23 protein-coding genes are annotated in these 25,683 nt (G+C 63.1%); 13 read left to right on the top strand and 10 right to left on the bottom strand.

Annotation, left to right across the window (positions count from 1 at the left end):
• Nucleotides 1–177: 177 nt before the first annotated feature.
• Nucleotides 178–2,334 (top strand): hybrid sensor histidine kinase/response regulator, encoded by a 2,157-nt coding sequence (locus MTBSS4_RS11170; protein ID WP_173983486.1) that lies wholly within the window; start codon nucleotides 178–180, stop codon nucleotides 2,332–2,334.
• 54 nt (nucleotides 2,335–2,388) lie between these two features.
• On the opposite strand, the gene MTBSS4_RS11165 is transcribed toward MTBSS4_RS11170, so the two are convergent.
• On the bottom strand, nucleotides 2,389–2,568 hold the full coding sequence (locus tag MTBSS4_RS11165; protein ID WP_173983485.1) for a hypothetical protein: 180 nt from the start codon (nucleotides 2,566–2,568) through the stop codon (nucleotides 2,389–2,391).
• 177 nt (nucleotides 2,569–2,745) lie between these two features.
• Between MTBSS4_RS11165 and MTBSS4_RS11160 the strand changes: the two genes are divergently transcribed.
• The 10 genes from MTBSS4_RS11160 to MTBSS4_RS11115 all read left to right on the top strand — a co-directional run bounded on the left by MTBSS4_RS11160 (nucleotide 2,746) and on the right by MTBSS4_RS11115 (nucleotide 15,765).
• Nucleotides 2,746–3,918, top strand: a complete 1,173-nt coding sequence (locus tag MTBSS4_RS11160; RefSeq protein WP_254432496.1) for an ABC transporter substrate-binding protein — start codon at nucleotides 2,746–2,748, stop codon at nucleotides 3,916–3,918.
• Between the two features lie 21 nt (nucleotides 3,919–3,939).
• Entirely contained in the window at nucleotides 3,940–6,909 is a 2,970-nt protein-coding gene (locus MTBSS4_RS11155) for an ATP-binding protein (protein ID WP_173983484.1), read from the top strand.
• Nucleotides 6,910–6,936: 27 nt separating this feature from the next.
• Nucleotides 6,937–8,373, top strand: coding sequence for a sigma-54 dependent transcriptional regulator (locus MTBSS4_RS11150; RefSeq protein ID WP_173983483.1), 1,437 nt, complete (start codon nucleotides 6,937–6,939; stop codon nucleotides 8,371–8,373).
• Nucleotides 8,374–8,433: 60 nt separating this feature from the next.
• A complete protein-coding gene (locus MTBSS4_RS11145; protein WP_173983482.1) occupies nucleotides 8,434–8,949 on the top strand; it encodes a 3-phosphoshikimate 1-carboxyvinyltransferase in 516 nt (171 codons plus the stop codon).
• Nucleotides 8,950–8,997: 48 nt separating this feature from the next.
• Nucleotides 8,998–9,321, top strand: a complete 324-nt coding sequence (locus tag MTBSS4_RS11140; protein ID WP_173983481.1) for an STAS domain-containing protein — start codon at nucleotides 8,998–9,000, stop codon at nucleotides 9,319–9,321.
• A gap of 16 nt (nucleotides 9,322–9,337) precedes the next feature.
• Entirely contained in the window at nucleotides 9,338–10,555 is a 1,218-nt protein-coding gene (locus MTBSS4_RS11135) for a polysaccharide biosynthesis/export family protein (protein ID WP_173983480.1), read from the top strand.
• Nucleotides 10,556–10,557: 2 nt separating this feature from the next.
• Complete coding sequence (locus tag MTBSS4_RS11130) at nucleotides 10,558–12,006, top strand: hypothetical protein (RefSeq protein ID WP_173983479.1); 1,449 nt, start codon at nucleotides 10,558–10,560, stop codon at nucleotides 12,004–12,006.
• Nucleotides 11,961–13,208 (top strand): O-antigen ligase domain-containing protein, encoded by a 1,248-nt coding sequence (locus MTBSS4_RS11125; RefSeq protein ID WP_173983478.1) that lies wholly within the window; start codon nucleotides 11,961–11,963, stop codon nucleotides 13,206–13,208. Before MTBSS4_RS11130 ends, MTBSS4_RS11125 begins: the two co-directional genes overlap by 46 nt.
• A gap of 11 nt (nucleotides 13,209–13,219) precedes the next feature.
• Nucleotides 13,220–13,927 (top strand): phosphatase PAP2 family protein, encoded by a 708-nt coding sequence (locus tag MTBSS4_RS11120; protein ID WP_173983477.1) that lies wholly within the window; start codon nucleotides 13,220–13,222, stop codon nucleotides 13,925–13,927.
• Between the two features lie 173 nt (nucleotides 13,928–14,100).
• The gene (locus MTBSS4_RS11115) at nucleotides 14,101–15,765 is read left to right on the top strand and encodes an ATP-binding protein (protein ID WP_173983476.1); all 1,665 of its coding nucleotides are present in this window, start codon (nucleotides 14,101–14,103) and stop codon (nucleotides 15,763–15,765) included.
• A 1-nt stretch (nucleotide 15,766) separates the two neighbouring features.
• On the opposite strand, the gene MTBSS4_RS11110 is transcribed toward MTBSS4_RS11115, so the two are convergent.
• The 4 genes from MTBSS4_RS11110 to MTBSS4_RS11095 are packed head-to-tail and all read right to left on the bottom strand — an operon-like array spanning nucleotide 15,767 to nucleotide 20,028.
• Nucleotides 15,767–16,804 carry a glycosyltransferase family 4 protein gene (locus tag MTBSS4_RS11110; protein ID WP_173983475.1) on the bottom strand — a complete coding sequence of 346 codons (1,038 nt, stop codon included), beginning with the start codon at nucleotides 16,802–16,804 and terminating at the stop codon, nucleotides 15,767–15,769.
• On the bottom strand, nucleotides 16,801–17,796 hold the full coding sequence (locus MTBSS4_RS11105) for a glycosyltransferase family 2 protein (protein ID WP_173983474.1): 996 nt from the start codon (nucleotides 17,794–17,796) through the stop codon (nucleotides 16,801–16,803). The genes MTBSS4_RS11110 and MTBSS4_RS11105 overlap by 4 nt, the downstream gene beginning before the upstream one ends.
• A gap of 16 nt (nucleotides 17,797–17,812) precedes the next feature.
• Entirely contained in the window at nucleotides 17,813–18,769 is a 957-nt protein-coding gene (locus MTBSS4_RS11100; protein ID WP_173983473.1) for a glycosyltransferase family A protein, read from the bottom strand.
• Nucleotides 18,766–20,028 carry a lipopolysaccharide biosynthesis protein gene (locus tag MTBSS4_RS11095; RefSeq protein ID WP_173983472.1) on the bottom strand — a complete coding sequence of 421 codons (1,263 nt, stop codon included), beginning with the start codon at nucleotides 20,026–20,028 and terminating at the stop codon, nucleotides 18,766–18,768. The genes MTBSS4_RS11100 and MTBSS4_RS11095 overlap by 4 nt, the downstream gene beginning before the upstream one ends.
• Before the next feature lie 209 nt (nucleotides 20,029–20,237).
• Between MTBSS4_RS11095 and MTBSS4_RS11090 the strand changes: the two genes are divergently transcribed.
• Complete coding sequence (locus tag MTBSS4_RS11090) at nucleotides 20,238–21,722, top strand: WecB/TagA/CpsF family glycosyltransferase (protein WP_173983471.1); 1,485 nt, start codon at nucleotides 20,238–20,240, stop codon at nucleotides 21,720–21,722.
• Nucleotides 21,723–21,733: 11 nt separating this feature from the next.
• Nucleotides 21,734–22,669, top strand: a complete 936-nt coding sequence (locus MTBSS4_RS11085) for an NDP-sugar synthase (protein ID WP_173983470.1) — start codon at nucleotides 21,734–21,736, stop codon at nucleotides 22,667–22,669.
• Nucleotides 22,670–22,768: 99 nt separating this feature from the next.
• Here the strand turns inward: MTBSS4_RS11085 and MTBSS4_RS22785 are convergent, their stop codons facing one another.
• From MTBSS4_RS22785 to MTBSS4_RS11060, 5 genes are all read right to left on the bottom strand, one after another.
• Entirely contained in the window at nucleotides 22,769–23,191 is a 423-nt protein-coding gene (locus MTBSS4_RS22785; RefSeq protein ID WP_173983469.1) for a response regulator, read from the bottom strand.
• Nucleotides 23,192–23,358: 167 nt separating this feature from the next.
• Nucleotides 23,359–23,664 carry an STAS domain-containing protein gene (locus MTBSS4_RS11075; protein WP_173983468.1) on the bottom strand — a complete coding sequence of 102 codons (306 nt, stop codon included), beginning with the start codon at nucleotides 23,662–23,664 and terminating at the stop codon, nucleotides 23,359–23,361.
• Nucleotides 23,661–24,089 carry an ATP-binding protein gene (locus MTBSS4_RS11070; RefSeq protein WP_173983467.1) on the bottom strand — a complete coding sequence of 143 codons (429 nt, stop codon included), beginning with the start codon at nucleotides 24,087–24,089 and terminating at the stop codon, nucleotides 23,661–23,663. Before MTBSS4_RS11070 ends, MTBSS4_RS11075 begins: the two co-directional genes overlap by 4 nt.
• Nucleotides 24,086–24,415, bottom strand: coding sequence for an STAS domain-containing protein (locus MTBSS4_RS11065; RefSeq protein ID WP_173983466.1), 330 nt, complete (start codon nucleotides 24,413–24,415; stop codon nucleotides 24,086–24,088). Before MTBSS4_RS11065 ends, MTBSS4_RS11070 begins: the two co-directional genes overlap by 4 nt.
• Nucleotides 24,412–25,584, bottom strand: a complete 1,173-nt coding sequence (locus MTBSS4_RS11060) for a PP2C family protein-serine/threonine phosphatase (protein ID WP_173983465.1) — start codon at nucleotides 25,582–25,584, stop codon at nucleotides 24,412–24,414. Before MTBSS4_RS11060 ends, MTBSS4_RS11065 begins: the two co-directional genes overlap by 4 nt.
• Nucleotides 25,585–25,683: the final 99 nt, after the last annotated feature.

Genomic DNA, 25,683 nt, shown 5'->3' with positions numbered 1-25,683 from the left:
GTGCGGGAGTGGAGTGAGAACCTGTCCGGGTTTTCCACGGTGATTTCCGAGCACGCCCTGCAATCGGTGAAGGCCGCCGACCTGGTGCTGAGAAGCATTTCCGACCGGGTGCACGATGCCGGTGTGGAGAGTGATGCCGATTTGCGCCGTGTCATGGGAACCCGCGAGGTCTTCGACATGCTGCGCGACAAGGCCAGCGGCGTGCCGCAGATCGATGTGGCCACCATTGTGGCCGCCAATGGCGACGTCTTGAACTTTACCCGCTCCTATCCCCCGCCCCCCATCAATCTGGCTGACCGCGACTACTTCAAGGCTCATATGGCCGATCCGGCCCTGTCCGTGTTTCTTAGCGTTCCTGTCAAAAACCGAGGGACCGGCCGCTGGACGTTCTACCTGGCCCGCAAGATCAAGACGACGGCGGGAGAAACCCTTGGCGTCGTACTGACCGGGATCGAGACGGCGTTCTTCCAAGACTTTTACAAGGCGGTGACCTTCAGCGAGCATGGCGCCATATCGCTCTTCCGCTCGGACAGCGCCCTGTTGGCCCGCTATCCCGAGAAGGAGGAGTTTCTTGGCCGTTCTTTCAGCGATGCGCCGGCGTTCAAGCTGCTGCGTTCCGGTCTGACGAGCGGAACTGCCGTAACATCCGAAGCCCGTCTGGTTGATACCTCTGATTCCCGCTTCCGGATCGTTGCTCCTCGGCAGGTCAGCCAGTACCCCCTGGTGGTCAACATTACCGCCACCGAGGAGGTGATCCTGGATCGCTGGCGGGACTCGGCCCTGTTCATCGCCTTGATCACGGGGATACTAGCCGTTGCCGTGGCGTCCCTGACCCTCTGGATCGCCCGGCTGCTGACCCGTCAGGATCGTGACCTGGAATTGCTGGAGGGCGCCCGCGCCGAGGCCGAGGCCGCCAATGCGGCCAAGTCCGACTTCCTCGCCACCATGAGCCACGAGTTGCGCACCCCCATGAACGGGGTGATCGGCCTGGACAGTCTGTTGCTGGAAACGGAATTGGACGATGAACAGAAATCCTATGCCCTTGGCATTCAGGAAAGTGCCGAGGCCCTGCTGGACATCATCGACGACATTCTTGATATCTCGAAATTGGAAGCCGGCCGCATGGAACTGGAAGAGATCGATTTCAGTGTCGCCGAGACCGTGGAATCCGTTCAGCGCCTGCTCAGCCCGAAGATCCGTCAAAAGGGGCTTCTCCTGGCGGTCAACCTGGCTTTGCCCAAGGGAGTGCGCCATGTGGGAGACCCTACCAAGCTCCGGCAGATCCTCATCAACCTGACGGCCAATGCGGTGAAGTTCACCTCGAGCGGCTCGGTTGGAATCTCGGTAGAAACCGCCAGCCGCGATGGAGCAGCCATGCTTCGCTTCACCGTTTCCGACACCGGCATCGGTGTGCCGGATACGGTCAAGGGCCTGCTGTTCCGCAAGTTCGTCCAGGCCGACGCGTCGCATACCCGCAAGTATGGCGGAACCGGGCTTGGGCTCGCCATATGCCGGGAAATGGTGACGTTGATGGGCGGCAGGATCGGTGTAGCCGACAATCCCGGCGGGGGTGCGGTGTTCTGGTTCGAGGTGCCTTTGCGCCTTGCCGATCGGGCATGGAACGATGCGGACGATGGCATCGAGGACGAGCCCCTGCCGCCCTTGATGGGCTACCGGGTTCTGGTGGATGTCCAGGATCTCGATCTTTGCGCTCCGCTGATTCGCGAGTTGGTGCGCTTTGGCGCATGGGCCGTCCTGCCCGGCGACGATCATGGAGCGGTTCAGGCGGTGGTCCGTGACAGGGATGAATCCGGGACAGAAGCGGAATTGCCCCATGTTCCCGTGGTCCGATTGGGCGACGGGCGGGAATCATTCGAGATGGTCATATCCCAGCTTATCCAGGTTCTGGGGGCGAGCACATCGGGGGGCGGCGATCTGGGCGGCCATGGGCGCAATGTCTTGCTGGTCGAGGATAATGACCTCAACCGCACGGTCATCCGGACCATTCTGGAAAAGGCTGGCTGGAAGGTGGATGAGGCGCCGGATGGGCTGCACGGCGCCGAGATGGCATCCAAGGGATACGACATCATTCTGATGGACCTGCAGATGCCCCGCATGGACGGATTGACCTCGTGCCGTGCCATCCGGAAAGGGGATGGTGCATGGCGCGATACCCCGATCCTGGCGCTGACCGCCAATACCATTGCCGGGACGCGGCGGCGCTGCCTGGATGCGGGCATGGACGACTATATCGCCAAGCCCGTCGATCCCCGCCGCCTGCTCAACGTGGTTTCCCGCTGGGCGCATGTCCGCCGCCCCCTGAAGGCGGCATGATGCGAAAGGCCCCGGAAATCCGGGGCCTTTGTTTCCGCCTGATGGAAGAGGCTCTCAGAGAACAGTTTCGCATTCCCTGATCTGAATGGAGGGCTGAGTCAACCAGGCGCGGATATGGGGATAGCTGGCGTTGTGCTCGCGCAGGCGGAACTCAGCAAGATCTCGCGGAAGGGGGCCGAAAGATTCGACGCGCCCACCCGGACGGGATTGCCAGCAGATGGTAAAGCTTTCCATGATGACCTCCGGGGATGTGGAATTCTCTGATCAACGAACTGCAAACCTCGTGCCGCGACGACGGCCTCATGGAATGGCATGATTTGCATTTTGCAATGCGGTTTCCGGAAAAATGGCGCCTTGCCGTGGAACGGAACTTGCTGTGATGGCCATAACCCCGAATGATCGGGAAAGAAGATGGAGGTCGCCATGCGCATTGCCGGGTTGATACTGGGGTTGGGGCTGTGTCTTGCCGCCTCGACCGGATCGGCGGAGACAAAGCCGGTGAAGATCGGCTTCGATGGTGAATTCGGTCACGTGACCAGCACCTCGGCCCAGGCCATCCGCCAAGGCATCCTCATTGCCGTGGATGAAATCAACGCCAAGGGTGGCGTGCTGGGTGGCCGCAAGCTTGAACTGGTGGAGCGCGACAATCGCTCCGTGCCCGCGCGTGGCGTCGCCAATATCCGTGAACTGGCCGCCGACCCCGATGTGGTGGCGGTGTTTTCCGGAAAATTCTCACCGGTGGTGATCGAGCAGATTGGCGTGGTCCACGAATTGGGCATTCCGCTTCTCGACCCCTGGGCGGCAGCCGATGAGATCGTCGATAACGGCCAGACTCCCAATTTCGTCTTCCGCCTGTCCCTGCGGGATGGCTGGGCTCTGCCCGCCATTCTGGCCGAGGCCCGCAAGCGTGGCCTGGACAAGGTCGCGATGATGCTGCCCAACACCGCCTGGGGCCGCTCCAGCCTGAAGGCCGCCGAGACCTGGACCCGCAGCAACAGCGGCGTGAGCATTGTCGAGAGCGCCTGGTACAATTGGGGGGAACGCAGCCTGATCGACCGCTACCAGGCGCTTCGCCTGGCGGGGGCGAAGGCCATCGTGCTGGTGGCCAACGAGGGCGAGGGGTCGATCCTGGTCAAGGAAATTGCCGCACTGCCCAAGGCAGAGCGCTTGCCGGTTTTGTCCCATTGGGGGGTCTCCGGCGGCGACTTCGTGGCCATGACCGGCGGTGCCCTGGCCGAGGTGGATTTCTCTGTAGTGCAGACCTACACCTTCGTGGGTAAGACCGATGCCCGTGCCAAGGCCGTGATCCAGTCGGCAGAGCGGCTGTTCGGCATCAAGGGGCTGAACGGGTTGAAGTCCCAGGTGGGCCTCGCCCATGCCTATGACCTGACCCACATCCTGGCCCTGGCCATCGACAAGGCGGGCTCCACCGATCGCAAGGCGATCCGCGACGCCTTGGAGAAAGTCGAGCGCTGGGATGGGCTGGTGAAGACCTACGCACCTCCCTTCGCGCCGGACCGGCACGAGGCACTGATTCCGGATCTGGTCTTCCTGGGCCGTTTTGGCCCGGATGGTATCCGCTAGGCGGCGCAGGAGACTGGGAGCATGGCACGTCTTTCGTTCATCGGCAAAAGCTTGGCCAATCAGTTCCTGGCGGTGGCGATGGGGCTGGCCCTGCTGGCGGGGGCGGCCCTGGGGGGGCTGTCCTTTGTCTCCACATGGTCCATCATTGTCGAGAATATCCAGGGCAAGGTGGATGCCCAGGCGGGCATGCTGGCCCAGAAGGTCGAATTGACCCTGGGCGATCTTCAGCACGACATGGATGCCCTGGCCCGCAATCCCCTGATCAGCAACGCCCTGGTCGATACCGCCGGGCGTAAGACCTATCTCGATCCGTTTCTGAAGGGATATCGGGCTGACGATCTTAACGGCGTAGCCGTCCAGCTTTATGATTTCCAGGGACAGCTCTACGCGTCCAACCGCACGGCTGGAAAAGATGCCGTATCTCCGTCCACCTCCTGGTTTTCAGAGGCTCTGGCCGGCACGCCTCGGGCCGAGATCGAAGGTGACCAGGTGGTGCTGGCCTTTCCGGTTATCTATCCCGGAACCGGAACGCCGGAAGGGGTGCTGGCGGCCCGGATCTCCTCTTCCGCGCTCGCCGGCAGGGTTTTCGCGCAGTTGCCGCTCAACCAGAATGTCAGTCTCTCGGCTCGGGGCGGACGGGTTATCGCGGCAGCAGGAGAGGCGTTCAAAGCCGGCGATATCGTCGCGGCCAAGCAGCTTCATTTCGTCGAACCGCTGGCCGGGGCCGGAATTGAGTTGCGGATATCGCATCCCCGCCACGAGGCCATGCTGCCGGTGACCCGGTTCATCATGCTCTTCACGCTGGTAGGCGCCTTGGCTTTGGCCGCCACGTTCATCCTGGCGTGGCTCGCCGCCCGCCGGCTGACCGGCCGGCTGGCTTGCTTGAGCGCGGCCGCCACGGCCGTTGCCGCCGACAGCCAGGCAAACGTGGAGATCGACAGCTCGGGCGAGGACGAGGTTGCCCAACTGGCATCGTCCCTTGCCGCCATGCTGGGCAATCTGCGGGAGGCCAAGCGGACCCTGGAAGACAAGGTGGAGGCGCGTACCGCCGAATTAACCCAGGCTCAAATCCGCCTGGGCCGGCAGGCGGAACGCCTGGATGCCATTCTCGCCAACGTGTTGGACAGCATCATCAGCGTCGATCCCCTGGGAACCATTATCACCGCCAATCCCGCCACCGAGCGGATCTTCGGCTGGCCGCTGGACGAGTTGCGGGGCAAGAACATCAGCCTGCTGATGCCCGAGGATTTGCGGGCCGGGCACGGGGCCTACATGCGGCGCTACGCCGAATTCGGAGAGCGTGGCGGCGTGGTGGGCAAGGACCGGCAATTGGTGGGACAGCGCCGCGACGGCAGCCAGTTTCCCATGGAATTGTCCATTTCCGTGGTGGGCCAGGGCAGCGAGAGCTTCCTGATCGGCCTGATCCGCGATATCTCCGAGCGCAGGGAAGCGGAAAAGCGTACCGAGGAAGCCCGCCTGCTGGCCGAGAATGCCAATCGCGCCAAGTCGGAATTCCTGGCGGTCATGAGCCACGAGGTCCGCACTCCGCTCAACGGCATCCTCGGCTCGGTGGATTTACTCCTTCGCTCGGACCTGGCGCCTGACCAGCGGCGGCTGGCCGAAGTGGCGCGCAATTCGGGGCGTTCTCTTCTGACCATCGTCGGCGACATTCTTGACATGTCGAAAATGGAGGCCGGGCGTCTCGAACTTAACGAAGCGGATTATGACATGAGACGTCTGGTTGCGGAGTCCGTGGAAATGGTGGAGCCACTGGCCCGTGGCAAATCCCTCGGCCTGAACGTCGAGTTCTCGGATGACCTTCCCCGCTGGCTGAAGGGAGACCCGGATCGTCTCCGCCAGATTTTTGGTAATCTTCTCAACAATGCGGTGAAGTTCACCGACCAGGGGGGCGTGACGCTGAGCGTTGCCCCCGACAGGCACCGGCCAGGCTTCATGTCTCTTCGCGTGGCCGACACCGGCGCAGGCATCGGCGACGGCGATCTGAACCGTCTGTTCACCCCCTTTACCCAGGTGGACGGAAGCCTTCGCCGCCGGCATGGCGGCACGGGGCTGGGGCTGGCCATCTGCCGCAATCTGGTCGGCGCCATGGGAGGGACCATCGCCGTTACCTCCTCCCTTGGGCAAGGCAGCACCTTCGTGGTCACGCTTCCCATCCGCGAGGGGGAGGAACCTGAACCGGTGGAAGAACACCTGGACAGTGTTCCACGACTTGCCGGCCGCGTCCTGCTGGCGGAGGACAGCGAGGCCAACCAGCTTGTGGCCACCGCCATGCTGGCGCCTACCGGGCTTGAGGTGGATTGCGTCAACAATGGCCGCGCCGCCGTCGAGGCGGTAGCTACCGGACGCTATGATCTGGTTCTGATGGACGTGACCATGCCCGAAGTGGACGGCCTGGAGGCAACCCGCCTGATCCGTGCCCTGTCCGAGGACGTTCGTGACATTCCCGTCATCGCCATGACGGCCCTTGCCATGCAGGGTGATGCCGAGATGTGCCTGGAGGCGGGCATGAACGACTACCTGACCAAGCCACTATCCCTGGAACTCATGCTCTCGAAGCTGGCAACCTGGCTGAAGCCGGCGGAGCCGGCATTGAAGGCCAGGGCTTCGGGGCCGAGCCTGGATGAACGCCTGATCGGCAACCTGATCGCCGATACCGATGACCGCACCGCCCGGCGGATCGCTTCGAAAGTGGCGGCGGAAATCCGTGACCGCGCCCAACGCATTGCCGGACATATCCAGGCCGGGGGCGTCGAGGCCATCGGCCGCGAGGCCCATACCATGAAGAGTCTGGCGGCCACCTTCGGGCTCGAGGATCTGCGCGCTCTGGCCCAGCAGGTGGAGAACGCGGGCCGCAACGGCGATCATTCCACCCTCTCCATGGCCGAGGAGATACCCGGATTGGCCCTGGCGGCGGCCGATGCCATTACCCACCGGTTCCAATTGGACGAGGATGCGCCGGCTGGGGCATGATGGGGCGCATATTTAGGGAAATGCTTAATGTCAGCACGCCCAGCCATTCTGATCGTCGAAGACTCGCCAGCGCTCTCCTACACCTACACGGAGTATCTGCGCTCCGGTGATTGGGATGTGCGGGTGGTCGATACCGGGACCAAGGCGTGGGAGATCATTTCCTCGGCCCCGCCCGCCGTGCTGCTGTTGGATCTGGGCCTGCCGGACATGAACGGCATGGATATCCTGAAGCAGATCGCCGAGCAGGGGATTCCCACCACCACCATCGTGGTGACCGCCCAGGGGTCCATCCAGGTGGCCATCGCCGCCATGCGGCTGGGGGCTTATGACTTCCTGGTCAAGCCCTTTGCCGGTGACCGCCTGCTGGTGACTGTGCGCAACGCCCTGGAACGGGGCCGCCTTGAAGAGATCGTCACCACCTATCGCGAACAGATCGACCGCCGTGGCTTTCAGGGCATTATCGGTTCGTCCCTGGCCATGCAGGCGGTGTATCGCATCATCGAATCGGCGGCGCCCAGCCGGGCCTCTGTGTTCATCACGGGGGAATCGGGGACCGGCAAGGAATTGTGCGCCGAAGCCATTCACTGCCAAAGTCCAAGGGCGAAGCGGCCCTTTGTCGCGCTGAATTGCGCGGCCATTCCCAAGGATCTGATCGAAAGCGAGATCTTCGGCCATGTGAAGGGCGCCTTCACCGGCGCCACCTCGGATCGCGACGGCGCGGCTGCCCAGGCGCGCGGCGGAACGCTGTTTCTGGACGAGATCTGCGAGATGGACATCAGCCTGCAAAGCAAGCTGCTGCGTTTCATCCAGACCGGCACCTTCCAGAAGGTGGGAGCAAACAAGCCGGAAGAGGCCGACGTGCGCTTCCTGTGCGCCACCAACCGCGATCCCCTGGAGGAAGTCCGCGCCGGGCGTTTCCGCGAGGATCTCTATTACCGCCTGCACGTCATTCCCATGACCATGCCGCCGCTCCGTGACCGCGAGGGCGACGTGCTGGAACTGGCCGAATTCTTCCTCAAGCGTTTCGCCAAGGAGGAGGGCAAGGGGTTCAAGTCTCTGTCTTCCGCCGTCCGTCAGGCCCTGATCGCCTATTCCTGGCCCGGCAACGTCCGGCAATTGGAAAACGTCATCCGCAACTCGGTGGTGCTGCACGACGGCGCCGAAATTCTGCCCGAGATGCTGCCGCTCCTGGTCAATGCCGGCGCACCCCAGGCGAAGGCAAGCCCGCTTCCGCCCGCACCGTCTTCAATTCCGCCAACCGCCGATGTCGAGGCGGTCGCGGTCGCGGTCGCGGCGCCTGCCCGCGACGTGTTGCGGCCCTTGTGGCGGCAGGAGAAGGAAATCATCGAGGCGGCCATCGCCGAATGCGGCGGCAACATCCCCAAGGCTGCCGCCTATCTCGAGGTCAGCCCTTCGACCATCTATCGCAAAAAGCAATCCTGGGAAGCCGGCGAAACCGGCTGATCCCAACCGGCACGGCTTTTGCGCCGGTCATTGCGTTTTGCAAGTGACCGGAGACTGGCCATGACGGGTGATGTGAACGACAATGCGCCCGAGGCGCCTTTCGAGGCGGACCCGTTCTGCAAGGCGCTGTTCGAGAGCCTGGGACCGGACATCCGGGCAAGCTTCACCGAGACGCAGATTAATGCCCTGGTCTCATCTCTCACCCGGATGAACCGCCAGCGCCACAGCATTGACCTGCGGGCCCAGGTTTCGCTGTTTTTTCAGCGCTATTACGTTGTCCTGCTTGCAGGGCCGGATCGTCGCCACAAGGTGATGAAGACCCTGGCTCGCCGGCGGCGGCTGAGTTTCCACGCCGGTACCGGCGCCACTCTGGGAGTGGCGGGCTTCATGAGCTTCTCGGTCCTGACCGTCATCGGGCTTCTGGCGGCCTACCTGCTCAAGTCCATGGCGGGAATCGACATCTTCCCCGATCGCCATCTGTGGGATTTTTTCAGTGGCGAATTGCTTCAGCCTGCGATGCATATTGCGAATTCGGCGCGGGAATATGCCCGCGACGCCCTGAAATCCCTGGCATGAGCCTTGCGCTATCCCAAGCAGGACAATTCATTCTCTTGGGAGGCCGTCATGGTCAACAACACCGCAATCCAAACCGTCAGCTTTCCGCCCCGTGTAACCCTGGCCAATGTGGATGCCATCCGCCAGCAGGTCCGCCAAGCGCTGGATGGCGGCGGTTCCCATCTGATCATCGATTTGCGAACCGTGGAGTTCATGGATTCCAGTGGCCTCGGTGCCATGGTTTCCGCGCTCAAGGCGGCCAAGGCCAAGGGGGGTGATGTCGCCCTGCTGGCCCCCCAACCCCAGGTGCGGGGGCTGATCGAACTGACCCGCCTCCAGACCGTGTTCCCCATCGCCGGCTCCGAAGCCGACATCCCGGCTCTGTGGTCCTGAGGCGGAGGAGAAGATCATGGCACGCAATCGGGCAAAGCGGACAATAGCGGGCGTGATGGCGGCGGCCTGCTCGCTGTCGGCCTGCTCGGTTCAGGGGCCGATCAAGGTCAATGGCGAAGCCTACATGCCGCAATGGGTCGAGCCCGATGCCAAGGCTAAGGCCGATCTCGTCTGCCGTGATCCGCTTCCCGCCAGCAAGGCCGCCCCCCATTTCGAGCGCGACGGCCTGCCTCTGTCGCCGGGCGACACGGTCAAGGTCAACGTGCCTCAGGGTGAGAACTTCACCGGCCTGCACGTCATCGACGCCGACGGCACCTTGAAGCTGCCCTTCCTGTCACCGATCCAGGCGGCGGGCATTCCGGCCGCCCGATTGGAGGGCGTCATCGCCGATCGTCTGGTGGGCGCCAAGCTGTTTCGGGCCTCCTTCGTCCGCGTGGCGGTTCAGCCGGTGCAATGGGCTCCGGCCCAGATATGGGTGGCGGGTGCGGTGTTCCAGCCGGGGCAATTGGTGATCAATGAACGCAAGGCCGATGAGCGCAGCCGCCCCGAAGGCACCAATAGCGGCGATTACGCCCCCGGCCGCACCCTGTCGAGCGCGCTCAGGAATGCCGGTGGCGTCCGTCCCGACGCGAACCTGGCCCAGGTGACGGTCGAGCGAGCCGGCAAGCCCATCGTCCTCGACATGCGTGGCGCCCTGACCGGCGATACCGGCTTTGATCTGCCGCTGGTGGCGGGCGACCGGATTACCGTGCCGTCGCGAGGCTGCTTCCAGGAGGAGCTGATGAAGCCGTCCTCCATCAGCCCGCCCGGTGTGCGTGTCTACCTCTCCAATCTGACCACGCCCGCTTACAGCAACTCCTTATCGGCGGTGGGTAAGGACAGCTCCAGTTTTCCTTACGGGACCCGGCTGCTCCAGGCGCTGATCTCGTCCAACTGCGTCGGCGGCAATCCGATCACCAATGCGGATCGGGTGGCGGTGCTGGTCACCACCAATCCGGCTACCGGCAAAAGTGAGGCGGTGCAGCGCTCCATCGAGGATCTGGTGCGCGAGCCCAACCGTGACGACTTCAACCCCTACCTTCTGCCCAATGACGGCATCGCTTGCTATGAGGGTGGTTTCGCCACCTTCCGGGACGTGGCCCGTGCCATGATGGACTTCCTGGCGCCCGTGGCCGTGCTTGGCCTGATGCAGCATGTGGGCATCTTCAAAACACCGTCGGGCGGAGGGAAATAGTCATGTCCCAGCCTCCCGTCGATCCCATGGCTCCGGTGGAGGAATTGCCCCGCTTCAAGCTGCCCGACTGGCGGGAGCTGATGCGCAAGGTGCTGACCTGGCACGGCAGTATCGAGGGGCGCAAGCGGCGCTACGGCATGGTTGCCGGTTGCGGGTTGGGCGGTATCTGGCTGTTCAGCCTTCTGGTTCTGGCCTTTTGGCCCCGGCAATTCACCAGCGAGGCAACCTTGGTTCTGCCGTCGGCTGGCGGCACCATGGCGGTGAACCTCGAACGCATCGGACAGGCGTCCAGCAATACGGCGTCTCCCTTCGGCGCTTCGGGCCTCAGCCCCATGGTGAACTACAAGGAAATCCTGGAAAGCCGTCAGGTATTGACCGTCACCGCGGACATTCTGGATGTGGAGAAGACCCAGCTGGCCAAGCCGCGCGCCAAGGTCATCGACCAGACTCAGCTGATCTCGGTCCAGATGACGGGGCCATCGGCAGCCGAGGCCCAACTGCGCCTCGCCACCCTGCTTTCGGTGTTCCAGGATGAACTTGAACGTCTGCGCGGCGACGAATCCGACCAGCGCGATACCAATTACCGGATCATGATCAAGGGATTTCAGAAGAATCTCGAGCAGATCCGCGCCCGTATCCTGGCCCATCAGGCGTCATCCGGACTGGTCACCATGGACCAGTACAGTCAGTTGATCGAGATCATCGAGCAACTGGCCAAGCAGGCGACCGAAGTCGCCGCCATGCGCCAGCAAAAGGATGGCGAGGCATCCCAGCTCATGACCAGCCTGGGAATCTCCGCCAGCGGCGCCGCCGATGCCCTGGCGCTCCAATCGGACCCGGTGTTCCGGGGCTTGCTTGGCTCCTACGCCGAGGCGACCCAGAAGCTGTCGGCCAATCTGACCAAATGGGGCAACGAGCATCCCGAGGTGATGGCGGCGCGCGGCCAACGTGATGCCGCCCAGGCTGATATGCGCAAGCGCGCACGCCAGCTGATCGGCCGCATCGACGACAAGCTGCTCAAGTACCTGGAAGCGGATGCCGGCCGCAATCAGGCCGACCTGTTACAGCGTCTGGTCTCGGTCGGGTCCGAAGCCGCCGGTTATGGCCGCCAGGCCCAGGAGCTGGAAAGCCGCATCGCTACCTTGCGCGAGCGGGTAGTCTCCAAATCCCATGACGCCGCCATCCTGGAAGACCTGATGCGGGATCTGCAACTGGCCGAGGCGGTTTTCCGCACCGCCCTGGCCCGCATCGATACGGGTAAGACCGATCACTTTTCGTCCTATCCCATGATCCAGACCTTCGAACTGCCCACCCTCCCCGAGCGCCGTTCGTCGCCCAGCACCATCCTGACCCTGGCCGGGGCGGTGTTCGGCAGCATCTTCTTCCTCATCGGATTGGCCCTGCTATGGATCAGACAGCCGTTCATCAATGGACTCCTGAAGAACGCCTGATCAGCCGCGTTCTCAGCCTCACCTGGGTGTTCTATGCCCTGGGCGCGCTGTACGTGGTCGGTCCGGTGCTCGGCTGGGTCCTGCTGATCATGGGCGTTCTCAAGGCCCGGCGCGAGCCGGAGCGTTGGCGCCGGGTCGGCTGGGTGGTGTGGCTGTGGGTGTTCGGCATGCTGGTCATGGAAGTGGCCCTGGTGGCCGGCCATGTGGATTTCGGCCTGCCGACCGCGTTGATCCTCAAATCCTCCATCGGCTGGGCCAAGGGCTGGGCGCTGCTGGCGGTATTCATCCTGGCGGCCTCCCTGCTGGATATCCGCCGCGAGGTTCTGGCCGACTCGGTGGCGGGGCTGGCCAAGCAGACGGTGCTGTTGCTGCCCATCTTCGTGGCGGCCTATTACGTGGGGCTGCCGGGCCGGGTCTATATCTCGCCCATCAGCGTGGTCGGCGGGCCGGGACCGGAATACTTCGCCTTCAATTTCTTCAGCATCGATCCCTCGAACCATCAGCCGCGCTGGCACTTCTTTTCGCCCTGGGCGCCGGCGGCAGGCTTCATCGCCTGCATCCATGCCGCCCTGGCGCTGGATTGCTCCAGCCGCCGCCGGGCCATCTGGCTGATCGCCGCCGCCATTCTGGTCGCTCTCTTCACCAAGTCGCGGCTGGCCCTGGTGGTTCTTCTGGTCGGGCCGCTGATCGCCGTGGCCTGTTTCAACCTGCTGCGTCCGCTGACGGCGTTCGCCCTGTCGGCCCTCGCTCCCACCGTTGCCTTGCTGGGACCGCCGGTCATGGAAATGGTCGAGGATACCTTCAGCGCCTTCCGCTCGGCGCGGGCCGATTCCTCGCGGGTGCGCGAAGCCCTGGCCCGGATCGCGCTGAACCGCTGGCAGAGCGAGGCCCCGATCTTTGGTCACGGCGTGGTGGAGCGCGGTCCTCACCTGGTCGAGTACATGCCCATCGGCTCTCACCACACCTGGTACGGCCTGTTGTTCGTCAAGGGCGCGGTCGGGCTGGCCGCCCTGGCCGTGCCCCTGGCCTTCACCGTGCTCCTTCTGCTGTGGCGGTCCCAGCGGGACAAGACCGTACGCTCGGCGCTGATGGTGATCATGGTCCTGATTTTCTACACCTTCGGGGAGAACCTCGAGATTCTCTCCTACCTGTTCTGGCCGGGCCTGATCGCGGTGGGAACCGCACTCAAGCGCCCGATCTGAAGGAGGAGTGGATGTTTCCCTTCGATCCCTGGTTTTCCCATCTGATCACCGCCTCGGTTGGTAGCCGCCCATTGCTGGATACCTTGATCCTCTGGCTGGCCGACGCTCATTTCCTCAAGGGCATGCCCATGGTCCTGGGCCTGTGGTGGTGCTGGTACCGCGAGCCCAGGGACGAGAGCCGCCGCTTCGTGGTCTCCCTCATCCTTGGCGTCACCCTTGCCATCGTGCTGTCGCGGGGATTGCAGATGTCCGGTCCCTTCAATCCGCGTCCCTTGCACAATCTGGCCCTGGACCTCCCCCTGGTCCGTGGAGTGAATGTGGAGGGGTTGTGCGGTCTGAGCAGCTTTCCCAGCGATCACGCCGGAGTCTTCGCCGCCTTCGCCTTCGGCTGGTTCCGCTGGTCGCGGCGGGCCGGCTCACTGGCCCTGGCCTGGGCGCTGCTGGCCATTTGCGCCCCCCGGCTCTATCTCGGCTACCATTATCTGTCCGACGTCCTGGCCGGAATGATGGTTGGCGCATTTGCCGTCTGGCTGGCGTTCTGCCCGGCACTGGCGGAGACCTTTCATCGTCTGGCGCGAGGGGCCGAGGCCGGGGCGCCATCCCTGTTCTATCCCGCCTTCTTCGCCTTTACCGCCCAGTTGGCGGTGATGTTCAACGACGTGCGCAATCTGGGCGAGGTGGGCCTGAACGGCATGATCCGGTTGGCAGGATGGATGTAGGCATCCGTGAATGCGGACTTGAAAACCCAAACGGCACAACAACATACTAGCGACATACATATTAAGTCATTGACGCCCTCATCGCCTGGGGTCGCGGCGCTGTTTGTTCCATTTCGGGGGAAGACATGGCGGCCGTGACAAAGCAGAGGCAGCGAAGTGGGGTGGGGGGGTGGTTGGTTCCCATCGGCGCTGTCGTGCTGTTGGCCTTTGGGCAAAGCTGGTCCGCCTACGACGAGTACAACCAGACTTTGGACAACGAATTTCGCTTGCTGACGTCCAATGTCCGGATTGCATCGGCCCAGATCAACGTCCTGCTGAGGGATGTGGCCTTCAATCTCAATGAAACGGTTCGGGATCATCGTTCCGATAAGCTCGATGACCTGGCCCTGCTCGACGATGTGCTGGCATCAAGGCTGAAGGAGATGGATCCGGGTGTCCGATCCCTTGTCTATGTCAATGGCAGCGGCAGGGTCGAACATTCCGCAACGCCTGGTCTCAAAGACTTCGATTCTTCGGAGCGAGACTACTTTAAGGTGCATCGGGAGAGAAGATATGGTCATGGCCTCTACGCCTCCAGGCCCTATAAAACCAGTTTCGGCGACCTCAGTATCGCATGCTCGATTCCGGATTTGGCTCCCGATAGCTCGTTCAGGGGTATCGCGGCGGCAGGGTTAAGCCCGAACTTTTTTGACGAGATCATCCGCAATATCGTTCCCGAGGGGAACGGCAATGCCACCTTGTTCAATCAATATGGCGATATTCTCAACCGTCAGCCGGGGATGGAGGCGCTCATCGGAACCAGCGGTGCCGGCGCCCCCTTCAAGACCCATCTTCAATCGGGCAAGCCCATCACCCAGATTGTCGGAGTCTCGATTGTCGACGGGGTCAGGCGGGCCATCGTTTTCGGCAATGTGGAGGGAACCTCGCTGATCGTGAATGCCGCGCGCCCCATGACCGATGTCATGGCCAGATGGGTTCAAAGCAGCATCTATCGTGCGCTGTTTGTCGCCATCTGTTCGGCAGTGATCCTGATCCTGGCATTGCAGGCGATCCGGCGTCAGCGGAAAAGCGAAATAGTGACGTTGGCCCTGGAACGCTCGGAAGCCACCAACCGGGAACGGACCCTGTTCCTGGCCAGCATGAGCCATGAATTCCGGACTCCGTTGAATGCCATCATCGGCTATTCAGAGGCCGTTTCCCTTGGGGCTTTCGGTCCGATCCAGAATGCAAAAGTCCTGGAATACATCCGAGATATCAATCAGGCGGGGATTCATCTCCTGCATTTGGTCGAGGATGTCCTCGACATTTCATCCATCGAGCTTGGGAAATTCAATTCCAACCCCGAGCCGGTCAATGTTGCCGAACTTCTTGCGGCAGCACTGACAATGACCGGCCCCAGGGCCAGGCAAAAGGATCTACGCATCGAAACCCTCTGTGATCCGGCTGAATTGATGATGATTGCGGATCGGCGACGGCTGGTTCAGGTGCTGACCAACCTTCTGAGCAATGCGGTTAAATTCACTCCGGATGGAGGCCGCATCTCGATGACGGCCAGGGCATCGGGTGGCGGGCAGGTTCTGTTCGAGATCAGTGACAGCGGGGTGGGCATGGATGCCGAGCAACTGGCCATGGCCCTGACGCTGTTCGGCCAGCCCGACCCCAATGTCGCCCGCCGGACCGAGGGGCGGGGAATTGGGCTGCCCCTCAGCATGTATCTGGTCGGGGCCATGGGCGGCACGTTCTCCATCGACAGCCAGCCAGGAAGTGGAACCCTCATCCAGATCCTCATGCCCTCAGGATTGCCTCGACCTCAGGCCCTGGCGGAGCAGCCCTCGTGATCTATCGGGCCAGTTCATGAGGCTCCCTTAGCGAGAGAGGCATCTGGGGGAGAAGCTTGCTGTAGAGATGGGTCCACTGCTGCATGAAGCGGTCCCAACTGCCGCGAGCATCCTGCCGCCCAATGGCCCCCATCTTGCCCAGATCCCGCCGGGCCATTTGGCGGATGGCATCCGCCAGGGCATGGGGGGCGGCGGGGGGAACCAGAAGGCCGTTTCCGGAAACCTGCTCCACCAGCCCGTCTACCGCCGAGGCGATCACCGGGCGACCGGCGGCCTTGGCTTCCAGGCAAACCAGCCCGAAAGGCTCGAACATGGAGGGAATGGCGACCACATTGCATCCGGACAGAAACCCGGCAAGGTCCTTGACCTGTCCGCAGAACGTCACGTTTCCCAGACCGTCGGCCAGTTGACGCAGTTTGTTTTCATCCGGCCCCATGCCGCCCAGACGCAGAATCGCTTCTTGGGGAGAGAGAAGAGCCATGGCACGGATCAGATGTTCAAACCCCTTCTGGCCGCAGAAACGGCCATAGGCGCCGACCACCAGAGGCTGTGCCTTGCCATGGATGGGCAGGGGCAGACTGGTCAGGTCCGAGATGTCCCAGCTTTGGCGAATGACCGACAGCTTGCCCTCGGCCACCAGACGATGGCGCAGCATCCACTGGCCCACGGCTTCAGAATTGGCGACCACATGATCGGCCAGGCCATAGGCCAGCCGCAGCATGGCGTGGTAACGGGCCTTCGATGGCACGTGCAGGTCCTCGAACGCCTGGCTGTAGGAATGCTCCGCCAGGATCAGCGGTGTATGGGGATTGGCCGCCTTCAACAAGGCGAGATGGGGTAATTTGCGCCAGGACAACGTGTAGTGCACCACCATGGCGTCATGATGGAGGAAAGGTGGACGGAAGGACGTGCTGTCCATCACCACCGTCTCGAAATCATAGTGATGACTGAGGGCTGAAACGGCCATGCGCTCGATGACGCGGGTGACGCCACCGACGGCGGGGTCATCAATGATGTGGGCGATGCACGGGCGGTTCATGATGTGGCTCCCCGATGAAGGGACGCCACGCCCATGGCGCAGCGCTCGACAAACTCGTAGAGCCGGCGCGGCAGCAGGCTGAGCAGGGAGGCGGCGCCCAGGGTCGCCAGCGTCCGCTTGGGCTCGCGCAGGCTGATGGACCAGTTGGCGGAGAGCGAGCGGCCAAGCAGGCGAAGGGCCAGATGACCGTCGCGCGACCGCACGGCGCGCCGCGCCAGATAGCGGAGCTGATAAGCCCTGGCCAGTTCTCCCCACTGGGCGATGAAGCCAGGGGCATAGAGGGCTGTCTTCGCCACCATCTTTTCCCAGCTTTCCAGTTGCTTGGAAACATTGGCGGACAGGCCGTGATCGGAAACCCGGTAGAAGGTCAGGGACTGCTCGAGCCCGGCGATCTGCCACGATGTGGTCAGCGACAGGCGCACCCACATTTCGATGTCCTCGGACTGGCGGAAGCTTTCATCGAACCAGCAGGCGCCGTTGACGTTCTCGGTCTGGATCTCATCCAGGGCGGCGCGGCGGATCACCGGGGCCGAGCCGCAGCCGATGGGATTACGGGTAAAAACATGGCTGGCCTCGATGCCGATCAGCCGGGGAGTCTGGACGATGCCCAGCAGGGCGCCCCGGTCGTCCATGAAGGTGGAGGGATCGAAGCTGATGCCCAGTTCCGGATTGGCCTCGAGCAGGGCCAGATGGTGCTCCAGCTTGCGGGGGTGCCACAGATCGTCGGAATCGAGCAAAGCGATGTATTCGCCCTTGGCGGCGCGGATGCCGGAATTGCGCGCGGCGGCAAGGCCCCGGTTCTCCTGGCTCACCAGATGGACGTTGTGGCCGAGGAAGCGCGAGCAGATGGCGGCGGTCTGGTCGGTGGAGCCGTCATCCACCATGATCAGCTCGAAATCGCGGAAACTCTGGCGCAGCACCGAATGGATGGCCTCGGCGACGAAGGGCGCCACGTTGTAGCAGGGCATGACGACAGAAAACTTGGGGCTCATGATCGTATCCTCCGGTTCAACCGAGCAGGCGGGCCAGTACGGCGCGCCCCTTTGGGGTGGGAATCAGGGCGGCGGCCAGGGCGCCGGCCAGGGTCTGGATGGTGCGGCGCGAGTGCCACAGAAGTGAGGGAGCGTGGGCCAGGGCGCGCAGCATGAAGGGCAATGCCTGACCGGCCTGTGACGGAACCCGAAGGGCGCGCCGCGCCAGACTGCGCAGATGCAGGGCCTTGGCCAGGGAGTGATGCCGGCGGACCGCCTCGGGCGCGGCCAGGGCGGCACGGGCGATCATGGCTTCCCACCCGGCTTCCATGGCCACCAGGTCACCATGCAGGCCGCCGGGGCTGGCGCGGTAGAGCACCAGCACCCGGTCGATGCCAGAAATGGTCCCTGCGCCGGACGCCAAGGCCCGGAACAGCCATTCCTGGTCCTCGGCGTGGCGCAGGGTTTCATCGAACCCACCGGTCCAGGCGAAGATGTCGCTCCGCACCACCAGGTTCGAGCCGGTACAAACGGGATTCTCGCCCAAGGCCATGGCCGGATGCAGCTCTGTCGGCGGGTGGGCGGAACAGCGGCCCAGGGGTTCCAGGCGAAAATCACAGAACGCCACCCGTCCGTAGCTGACCGCCAGTTCCGGATCGGATTCGAAGCGGCGGCGGTGGCGGACCAGGGCATCGGGCATCATGGCGTCGTCACTGTCGAGAAAGGCGATCACCTTGCCCGAGGCCAGGGCGGCACCGTGATTGCGGGCTGCCGAGACGCCGCCATTGGCCTTGGTCAACACCTTGATGCGCGGCTCGTCGAGGGCAAGACGGCAGGCCAGTTCGAAAGTGGCATCGGTGGAGCCGTCATCGACGATCAGCAGTTCCCAGTCGGGATCGGTTTGAGCGATGACCGAGCTTGTGGCTTCGGCCAAAGTGGCAATGGCGTTGTAGGCGGGCATCACCACGCTGAAATAGGGGGATGAGTGCGTCATTCTGCGGCCTCCTGGGCCAGAGGAAGGGATGGGGGAAGGATGCGGATGGCGACCCACAGGGTCATGGCGGGCAGGACCAGCCAGTGGACGGCGCACACCGCCACGGCGATGCCGGGGATGCCCCAGGGCAGGGCCGCGGTCACGGCGGCCAGGTAGAGCACGGTGAAACCGACGCTCCATCCCAGTTCCAGCCCCGGACGCCCCTGGGCGCGCAGCAACTGGCCGGCGGCCTCGGCGAAGGGGCGCGGGATGGCGGACAGGCACAGCAGGGCCAGGACCGGCACCGCCTCGGCCCAGCGCTGACCATAAATCAGGGGCACGTAGAAGGGGGACAGGGCGGCCTGGGCCAGGATCACCGGCACGGCGACCTTGGCCGCCAGCTTGAGGGCGTTCAGCCAGCGGCGGCGCAATTCGGCCACATCGTCGCGGATCTCGCAGAGATGGGGGAACAGGGCGATGCCGAAGGCGTTGACGAAGGACAGCGACAGGCCTAGACCGGCGGAGAAGGCGAAGAAGTAGAGACCGACCGCGTCCAGGCCCAACACAGCGCCGATGATCAGGCGGTCGGCGTAAAGACGAAGCGTCTTCAGCACTTCCACGCCCAGCACCGAACGGCCGAAGGACAGTATTTCGCGCCAGTCCGCTCCCCCCATGGCAGGGTCGAAGCGCCATTTGCGGGCGCGGACCATGCCCACCACCCAGACCGGTCCCACCAGCAGCTTGGGCAGCACCACCGCCCAGGCGCCAAGGCCACCGGCGGCCAGGATGGCGGTCAGGATATTGTCGATGGTCATCTGGGCGGTGGCGACGAAGGCCAGCACGCCCATGCGTGACTCCCGCTGGACCAGGAAGCACTGGACCAGTCCTAGGGGCATCATCAGATAGACGCCGGCCATGGCCGCCACCATCCAGGCCAGCCGCATATCGTCATAGACCAGGCCGATGATGGGGGCGATGGCGCATTGCAGGATGAAAAGGCCGATACAGACCACCCAGTTCATCTTCCAGGCGGTATTGCAGACGGCTCCCAGTTGCTCGTCGCCGCTCTGGATGATCCGCTGGCCGATGCCGGTATTGGTCAGGACCTTGACCAGTTCATTGGTGGTGAGCGCGATGGCCGCAAGACCGTAATCTCCGGTGGACAGGAAGCGGGCCAGAACGATGACGGTGATCAGACGGGAGGCCCGGCTGACCATTTCGGTCATGCCGATCCATCCGATGTTGCGGATGAAGCGGCTGGGCGAGGTAAGGCGGATCATGCCGGCGCTCCTGTCCGGAATTGCGATGCCGGATAAGGAGCAAGGGGCGGGCCAGGAAACGGACCAAAAATCCTGGGCGAATCGGGAATCCGAGGGTCTGGTTTTGCAAAATGGGACGCAGGCTGCGACGTCATCCGTCTTTTCCGGCGTTTCGGGCTGGCATGACGGTTGCGGCTGGGAGGGGCAGTCCATTCCCCCAGGAGGTCCCCATGCCCCGCGATACCGTTTCCGAATCCGCCAAGCCTTCCGGCTTTGAAATACTGGGCGTCCGCATCGACCGGGAGAGCATGGAGAGCGCCCTCGACTGGATCGAGAGCCGGGTCACCCAGGGCGGACGGCACACCGCGCAGTTCGTCAATGCCCATTGCCTCAATCTGGCCTACCGGCACCGCAGCTATTCGCGTGTTCTGTCCCGCGCGGACCGCGTTTTCGCCGACGGCAGCGGCATCCGGCTGGCCTGCCGCATCTTGGGCCTGGAACAGCCCGACAACGTCAACGGGACCGACATGCTGCCCTTGCTGTGCGAGCGGGCGGCCGCCAATGGGTTGCGGCTATACTTCCTGGGCGGCGCCCCCTCGGTGGCCTGCTATGCCGCGCAGGAACTGGTCCGGCATTACCCCGGCCTGAAGGTCGTCGGCAACAGCCACGGCTATTTCGGCCCTGACCAGGACGAAAGTGTTTGCGCCGACATCAACCGCAGCGGCGCCGACATCGTTCTGGTTGGGATGGGAGCGCCCCGCCAGGAGATGTGGATCGACACCAACCGCCAGCGGATCGACGCTGCCCTGGTAATGGGCGTCGGCGGCCTGTTCGATTTCTATTCGGGCCGTATTCCCCGTGCCCCCCTCTGGATGCGCCGGACCGGGCTGGAATGGTGCTGGCGTCTGGCCCAGGAGCCGGCCCGCATGTGGCGGCGCTACGTTTTGGGCAATCCCCTGTTCATCGCCAGGGTGGCGAGGGAGCGCCTTGACCGGCGTTTCGAGGAACGGGCGCGTGAACGCCTGCTCAGTCGCTATGACCGCCCCTTCGCCCTGATGCTGCACCGGCTGCGCTTTGCGGTCAGTTCCGCCCTCTGGCGGGCCGGTATCTGGGCCTGGCATGCGGCCAAGCGCGGGCTGGACATCGCCGCTGCGGGAACCTTGCTGCTGATGCTGATGCCGTTCTTCCTGGCGGTTGCGGCTCTGATCCGTCTGGAATCCCCCGGCCCCGTGCTGTTCCGCCAAAAGCGGGTTGGTCTCCACGGCAAGCTGTTCACCATGTGGAAGTTCCGCAGCATGTACATCGACGCCGAAGCCCGCAAGGCGGCCCTGATGGCCGCCAACGAGATGCAGGGGGGCGTGCTGTTCAAGATGAAGAACGATCCGCGCATCACACGCGTCGGCCGCTTCATCCGCAAGGCCTCCATCGACGAGTTGCCGCAGCTTTGGAACGTGGTGACCGGCGACATGTCGCTGGTGGGGCCGCGCCCGCCGCTGCCCAGCGAGGTCGCGCTGTACAGCCTGCGCGACCGCCGCCGCCTGGATGGCGTTCCCGGCATCACCTGCACCTGGCAGGTGTCCGGCCGTTCGAACATTCCTTTTCCCCGCCAGGTTGCCCTCGACGTCGAGTATCTGGAAAGCCGCTCGCTGTGGCGCGACCTCGTCATCCTTCTGAAGACCGTGCCTGCTGTCCTGACCGGACGGGGGGCCATGTGATGGAGAGCAATATGGACGTCACCGCAGTCATTCTGGCCGATCAGGCCGATCCCTCCCTCAGTCCCTTGAACGACGGCATCGGCGTTGCGATGCTGCCCCTGCTGGGCAAGCCCCTGCTGGTCCATGCCGTCGAGGATCTTGCTCAGGCCGGGCTGAAGCAGGTTCTGGTGGTGGCCGGTTCCTTCACCCCTGCCGCGGCCCGCTGTCTGGGCGATGGGCGGCGCTGGGGGCTGGAGATCAGGGTCGTGGAGGGCCGTGACGATGAAACCTGGTCGGACCATCCCCTGCTGGTGGTCCGGGCCGATATTGCCCGCCCACCCCTGGTGAGAGCCTTCCTGGATCAAGCCGTCCAGGCATCCCAGGGACGGCTGCGTGCCGTGGCCAACGGGATGGAGTGCGGAATCGATCTGTGGCGCCCCGGTGTCTCCGGAATGGCGGAGATCCATCTGAACGAGGAATGCCGGCTGGTGGATGGCTTCTCGGCCTTCCATCAGGCCAATATGGACGCTCTGGACGGTCGCTTCGGCGGACTGCTCATAGACGGGCGGGCCATTGTCGATGAGGATGGCGATGAACTGATCGCCGGCCGCGGGTCAAGGGTGGAGGCTTCGTCCCTGTTGCGGGGCCGTGCCTATGTGGGGGCCTTCACCCGCATCGCCTCCTCCAGCCATCTGATTGGCCGTGTGGTGATTGGCGAGGGAGCGGTGATCGAGCCCGGCACCCGTATCGAGAACAGCATCGTGATGCCCGGAACCTATGTGGGGGCGGGTCTCGATGTGCGTGGGGCCATCGTGGCGCCGGGGTGTCTGATCGCTGCGGAGACCGCCATCGTTACCGAGATTGCCGATCCCTTCCTGCTGGGCCGCGTGAGTAGTCCGAAGGAGGACGGGATTCCGCATAATTTTTGCCGCAAGCTTAGCGGATGGGCGACGAAGGTTGTTTCGTAATGGGGGGATGGGCATGGCGGCTTGTCGTCATGCCCATACATCATACAAAGATTCGACGGAGGAAGATTTTAACGGCACAACTTTATATGTTCTACAGGCCTATACATCGCCGCATACAACATTGTTATAAAATGAAAATATTCCATCTGTTATGTCGATGTACTCCTTAATATCCTGTGGCTTCGTTAGGTATATGGCGGCGCCAGCTTCGGTGCACATTATAATGTCACTGTGTCGATGGCTTGTTGATAAGATTACCACCGGTATCTTTCTTGTGTCTGGCCTTGATTTTATATGTCTTAGCAATTCAAATCCATTCATGCGCGGCATGTTTAGATCCGAAACAATTATGTCAATATCATTCGCATGGGAATCCAGTTGTTCAAGCGCAGTCACTCCATCAAAGGCGTATTGTATGGTTCCTTGGAACCCGGCTGCTTGGGCGGCCTCTGCAAAAAGGCGTGAATCCCCGGGGCTGTCATCAACCAGTAGGATTCTTATTGCATTCCCTATCCGAGCCACGATGCGCCTTTAGTATAAGTCAATACCTACTAAAGGAGGCCATACCACATTTTTGCCCAGCTGTGAATTTTTTATCATCACATTGAATGTGATCCGCCCCGACTCCCATGGATGCGCCAGCGCTGCCGGAACGTTGAATTCATTGTTGCAGCGTAGATTTCTACGTTTCAGCCATTCAGGGTGAACAGATGATCCAGCTTGCAGCGCTCGATGGTCGGGCGGGTGGCGGAAGAGACATTGCTGAGGGACAGGGCGGTTTCGCTGCTCCGGGCGATATAGGCCCAGAAATCCAGGAGGCAGCGGCCGCCGGCGGCATCCATGTAGCCCAGACCGGCCAGGTCCACCCTCACCTGTTCGGGGGCGTGTCCCAGGGCCGCCAGCCGGTCGAACGAATGGGTAAGGTGGGTGAAGATCTTTTGGGTGTTGGTGCGGTCCAGGCTGTTGGTCCCGATGGGAATGGTGGCGCTGGTCATGGCTCGGTCTTTCTGAATTCGAGGATCAGGTGATTGGCATCGCCATGTCGCTCGGTGGTTACCTGATCCGTACATTGCAAAATGATTGCCAGTCCGAAGCCGCCCTCGGGGAATGTGTCGGGATCATCCGGGTTGAAATCCGGCATGGATGCGTGGGTGGGAATGGAAAATGACTGTTGGGAATGGTCGATCACCACCAGACGAATTCCGGCAGAATCAAGATGCAATTCAACCTGGATGGGGTGTTCGCTTCTCCCCTGGTATCCATGCTCCACAACGTTGTTGAGGGCCTCGGCCAGGACCAGCTCCACCCGGGCCGCCATGTCGGGGTCTGTCCTTCCGGCGACCTCCAGCCTGATATCCCGGCAAATGGCGGAAATGCCTTCCGCGTCTCCGGGGATGGTGACACTCAGCGCCGGGGTCATGACTTTTCTCCCAGCACCTTGCGGGCCGCCTGGACATTTGATGCCAGAACGAAGACCTGATCCATGCGCGACATGGTGAGCAGGCTGAGCACGGGCTCACGGACACCGCTCAGGGCCACTCTCCCCCTCCCGCCCAATTGCCGGGACAGGCTGACCAGGGCGCCGAGGCCGCTGGAATCGAGGAAATCGACCCCGCTCATGTCGATGATCAGTCCATCTTGGCCCTCGACCGTCAGAGGGCGCACGGCGTCCTTCAGGGCGGCGACGCGGGCCAGATCCAGCCGAGGCCATGGTATGGTGAATACGGGAATGGTTGTGCCGGTCATGATTTATCCTCCTTCTCATGGCTGAGGATGACCAGGGATATGTCGTCGTGCTGTTCGGCCTGATGCTGGAGCAGGCCGAGGATCCCGTGGCGCAGCGCCACCGGATCGCCGTGGGACAGTGAGTCCATTTGGGCGGCGATATCGCCGCCGGGGCAGTTCAGCGCCTCGGCGAGGCCATCGGTGTAAAGGACCAGCGTATCGTGGTCCCGCCGCAACGAGAGATGGACGCTTTCCCATGTGGCGTCGGGCAGCAGGCCGACGGGATAGCCGGGACCGCCGACAGGATGCAGCCCCCCCCGGCCATCGAGCAACAGCGGCGCGGGATGGCCGGCAATGCCGAGGCTGATCTCGAAGCTTGCCTCCTCCAGCACCCCATAGATCATGGTAAAGTAAGGCGTGTCCTCGTCATGCCCCTGGAAATGATGGTTAAGGGTGACGAGAACTTGGGCCGGGTCGAGAGGCGCACAGCCGGCATCCACCAGATGATCCGGGGTCAGCCATTGGTGCAGAGCCACGGCATGCAGCGCCGCCTGAACCCCGTGTCCGGCCACGTCGATCATGTAGAAGGCGGTATGGGTACTGTTCAGCCTGACATAGTTGAACATGTCGCCGGCCACGTATTGCGACGGCCGGTACAGCGACGTGAAGCGCACTTCGCCCAGACGAAAATCGGCGGGGGGAAGGTTGCTGGCCTGCAGCCGGGCCGCCGCGCTCAGATCGGCCCGCAGGCGGGCATAGCCTGCATCCAGATCGGACAAGGCCTTCTCCAGCGCCAGATTGCGGCTTTCCAGCTTGTCTTCCAAGGCCAGGATTCGGGTTCCGGCGCCAAGGCGGAGGCGCAATTCCTCGGGAATCAAAGGCTTGCGCACGAAGTCGTCGGCGCCGGCAGACAGCCCGTCCACCAGATCCTCGCTGCGGCTGCGGCCGGTGAACAGGATCATGTAGACGTAGTGGCCAAGATCGGCGGATCGAATTTTCCGGCACAGGGTCGGCCCGTCCATTCCAGGCATTTCCCAATCGCACAGAACCAGCCGGATTCCGCCTTCCGAGAGAATGCGCCAGGCATCCTCGCCGCTGGACGCCGATTCCACCTGGTAACCCCAGCGGGACAGGTGGGCCTCGAGCAAGGCGATGGAGGACGGGGAGTCGTCGATGATCAGGGCTTTCACGGGTCATCTCCGGATCGAATTTCGGAAAACTCCGTTGCACCAGGGATGCCAGGGGAAAAGGGGAGTAATCCGTCGCACGTTGCGATGGGGCCGGCCTGA

The sequence above is a fragment of the Magnetospirillum sp. SS-4 genome, from assembly GCF_902729425.1.
GTDB lineage: Bacteria > Pseudomonadota > Alphaproteobacteria > Rhodospirillales > Magnetospirillaceae > Phaeospirillum.
This window is presented reverse-complemented; position numbering and strand designations above follow the sequence as displayed.

Bases quoted from the DNA above. Each gene is read 5' to 3' on its own strand.
- MTBSS4_RS11170 (WP_173983486.1), top strand. From the start codon at position 178: ATGCTGCGCGACAAGGCCAGCGGCGTGCCGCAGATCGATGTGGCCACC.
- MTBSS4_RS11165 (WP_173983485.1), bottom strand. From the start codon at position 2,568: ATGGAAAGCTTTACCATCTGCTGGCAATCCCGTCCGGGTGGGCGCGTC.
- MTBSS4_RS11160 (WP_254432496.1), top strand. From the start codon at position 2,746: ATGGAGGTCGCCATGCGCATTGCCGGGTTGATACTGGGGTTGGGGCTG.
- MTBSS4_RS11155 (WP_173983484.1), top strand. From the start codon at position 3,940: ATGGCACGTCTTTCGTTCATCGGCAAAAGCTTGGCCAATCAGTTCCTG.
- MTBSS4_RS11150 (WP_173983483.1), top strand. From the start codon at position 6,937: ATGTCAGCACGCCCAGCCATTCTGATCGTCGAAGACTCGCCAGCGCTC.
- MTBSS4_RS11145 (WP_173983482.1), top strand. From the start codon at position 8,434: ATGACGGGTGATGTGAACGACAATGCGCCCGAGGCGCCTTTCGAGGCG.
- MTBSS4_RS11140 (WP_173983481.1), top strand. From the start codon at position 8,998: ATGGTCAACAACACCGCAATCCAAACCGTCAGCTTTCCGCCCCGTGTA.
- MTBSS4_RS11135 (WP_173983480.1), top strand. From the start codon at position 9,338: ATGGCACGCAATCGGGCAAAGCGGACAATAGCGGGCGTGATGGCGGCG.
- MTBSS4_RS11130 (WP_173983479.1), top strand. From the start codon at position 10,558: ATGTCCCAGCCTCCCGTCGATCCCATGGCTCCGGTGGAGGAATTGCCC.
- MTBSS4_RS11125 (WP_173983478.1), top strand. From the start codon at position 11,961: ATGGATCAGACAGCCGTTCATCAATGGACTCCTGAAGAACGCCTGATC.
- MTBSS4_RS11120 (WP_173983477.1), top strand. From the start codon at position 13,220: ATGTTTCCCTTCGATCCCTGGTTTTCCCATCTGATCACCGCCTCGGTT.
- MTBSS4_RS11110 (WP_173983475.1), bottom strand. From the start codon at position 16,804: ATGAACCGCCCGTGCATCGCCCACATCATTGATGACCCCGCCGTCGGT.
- MTBSS4_RS11105 (WP_173983474.1), bottom strand. From the start codon at position 17,796: ATGAGCCCCAAGTTTTCTGTCGTCATGCCCTGCTACAACGTGGCGCCC.
- MTBSS4_RS11100 (WP_173983473.1), bottom strand. From the start codon at position 18,769: ATGACGCACTCATCCCCCTATTTCAGCGTGGTGATGCCCGCCTACAAC.
- MTBSS4_RS11095 (WP_173983472.1), bottom strand. From the start codon at position 20,028: ATGATCCGCCTTACCTCGCCCAGCCGCTTCATCCGCAACATCGGATGG.
- MTBSS4_RS11090 (WP_173983471.1), top strand. From the start codon at position 20,238: ATGCCCCGCGATACCGTTTCCGAATCCGCCAAGCCTTCCGGCTTTGAA.
- MTBSS4_RS11085 (WP_173983470.1), top strand. From the start codon at position 21,734: ATGGACGTCACCGCAGTCATTCTGGCCGATCAGGCCGATCCCTCCCTC.
- MTBSS4_RS11075 (WP_173983468.1), bottom strand. From the start codon at position 23,664: ATGACCAGCGCCACCATTCCCATCGGGACCAACAGCCTGGACCGCACC.
- MTBSS4_RS11070 (WP_173983467.1), bottom strand. From the start codon at position 24,089: ATGACCCCGGCGCTGAGTGTCACCATCCCCGGAGACGCGGAAGGCATT.
- MTBSS4_RS11065 (WP_173983466.1), bottom strand. From the start codon at position 24,415: ATGACCGGCACAACCATTCCCGTATTCACCATACCATGGCCTCGGCTG.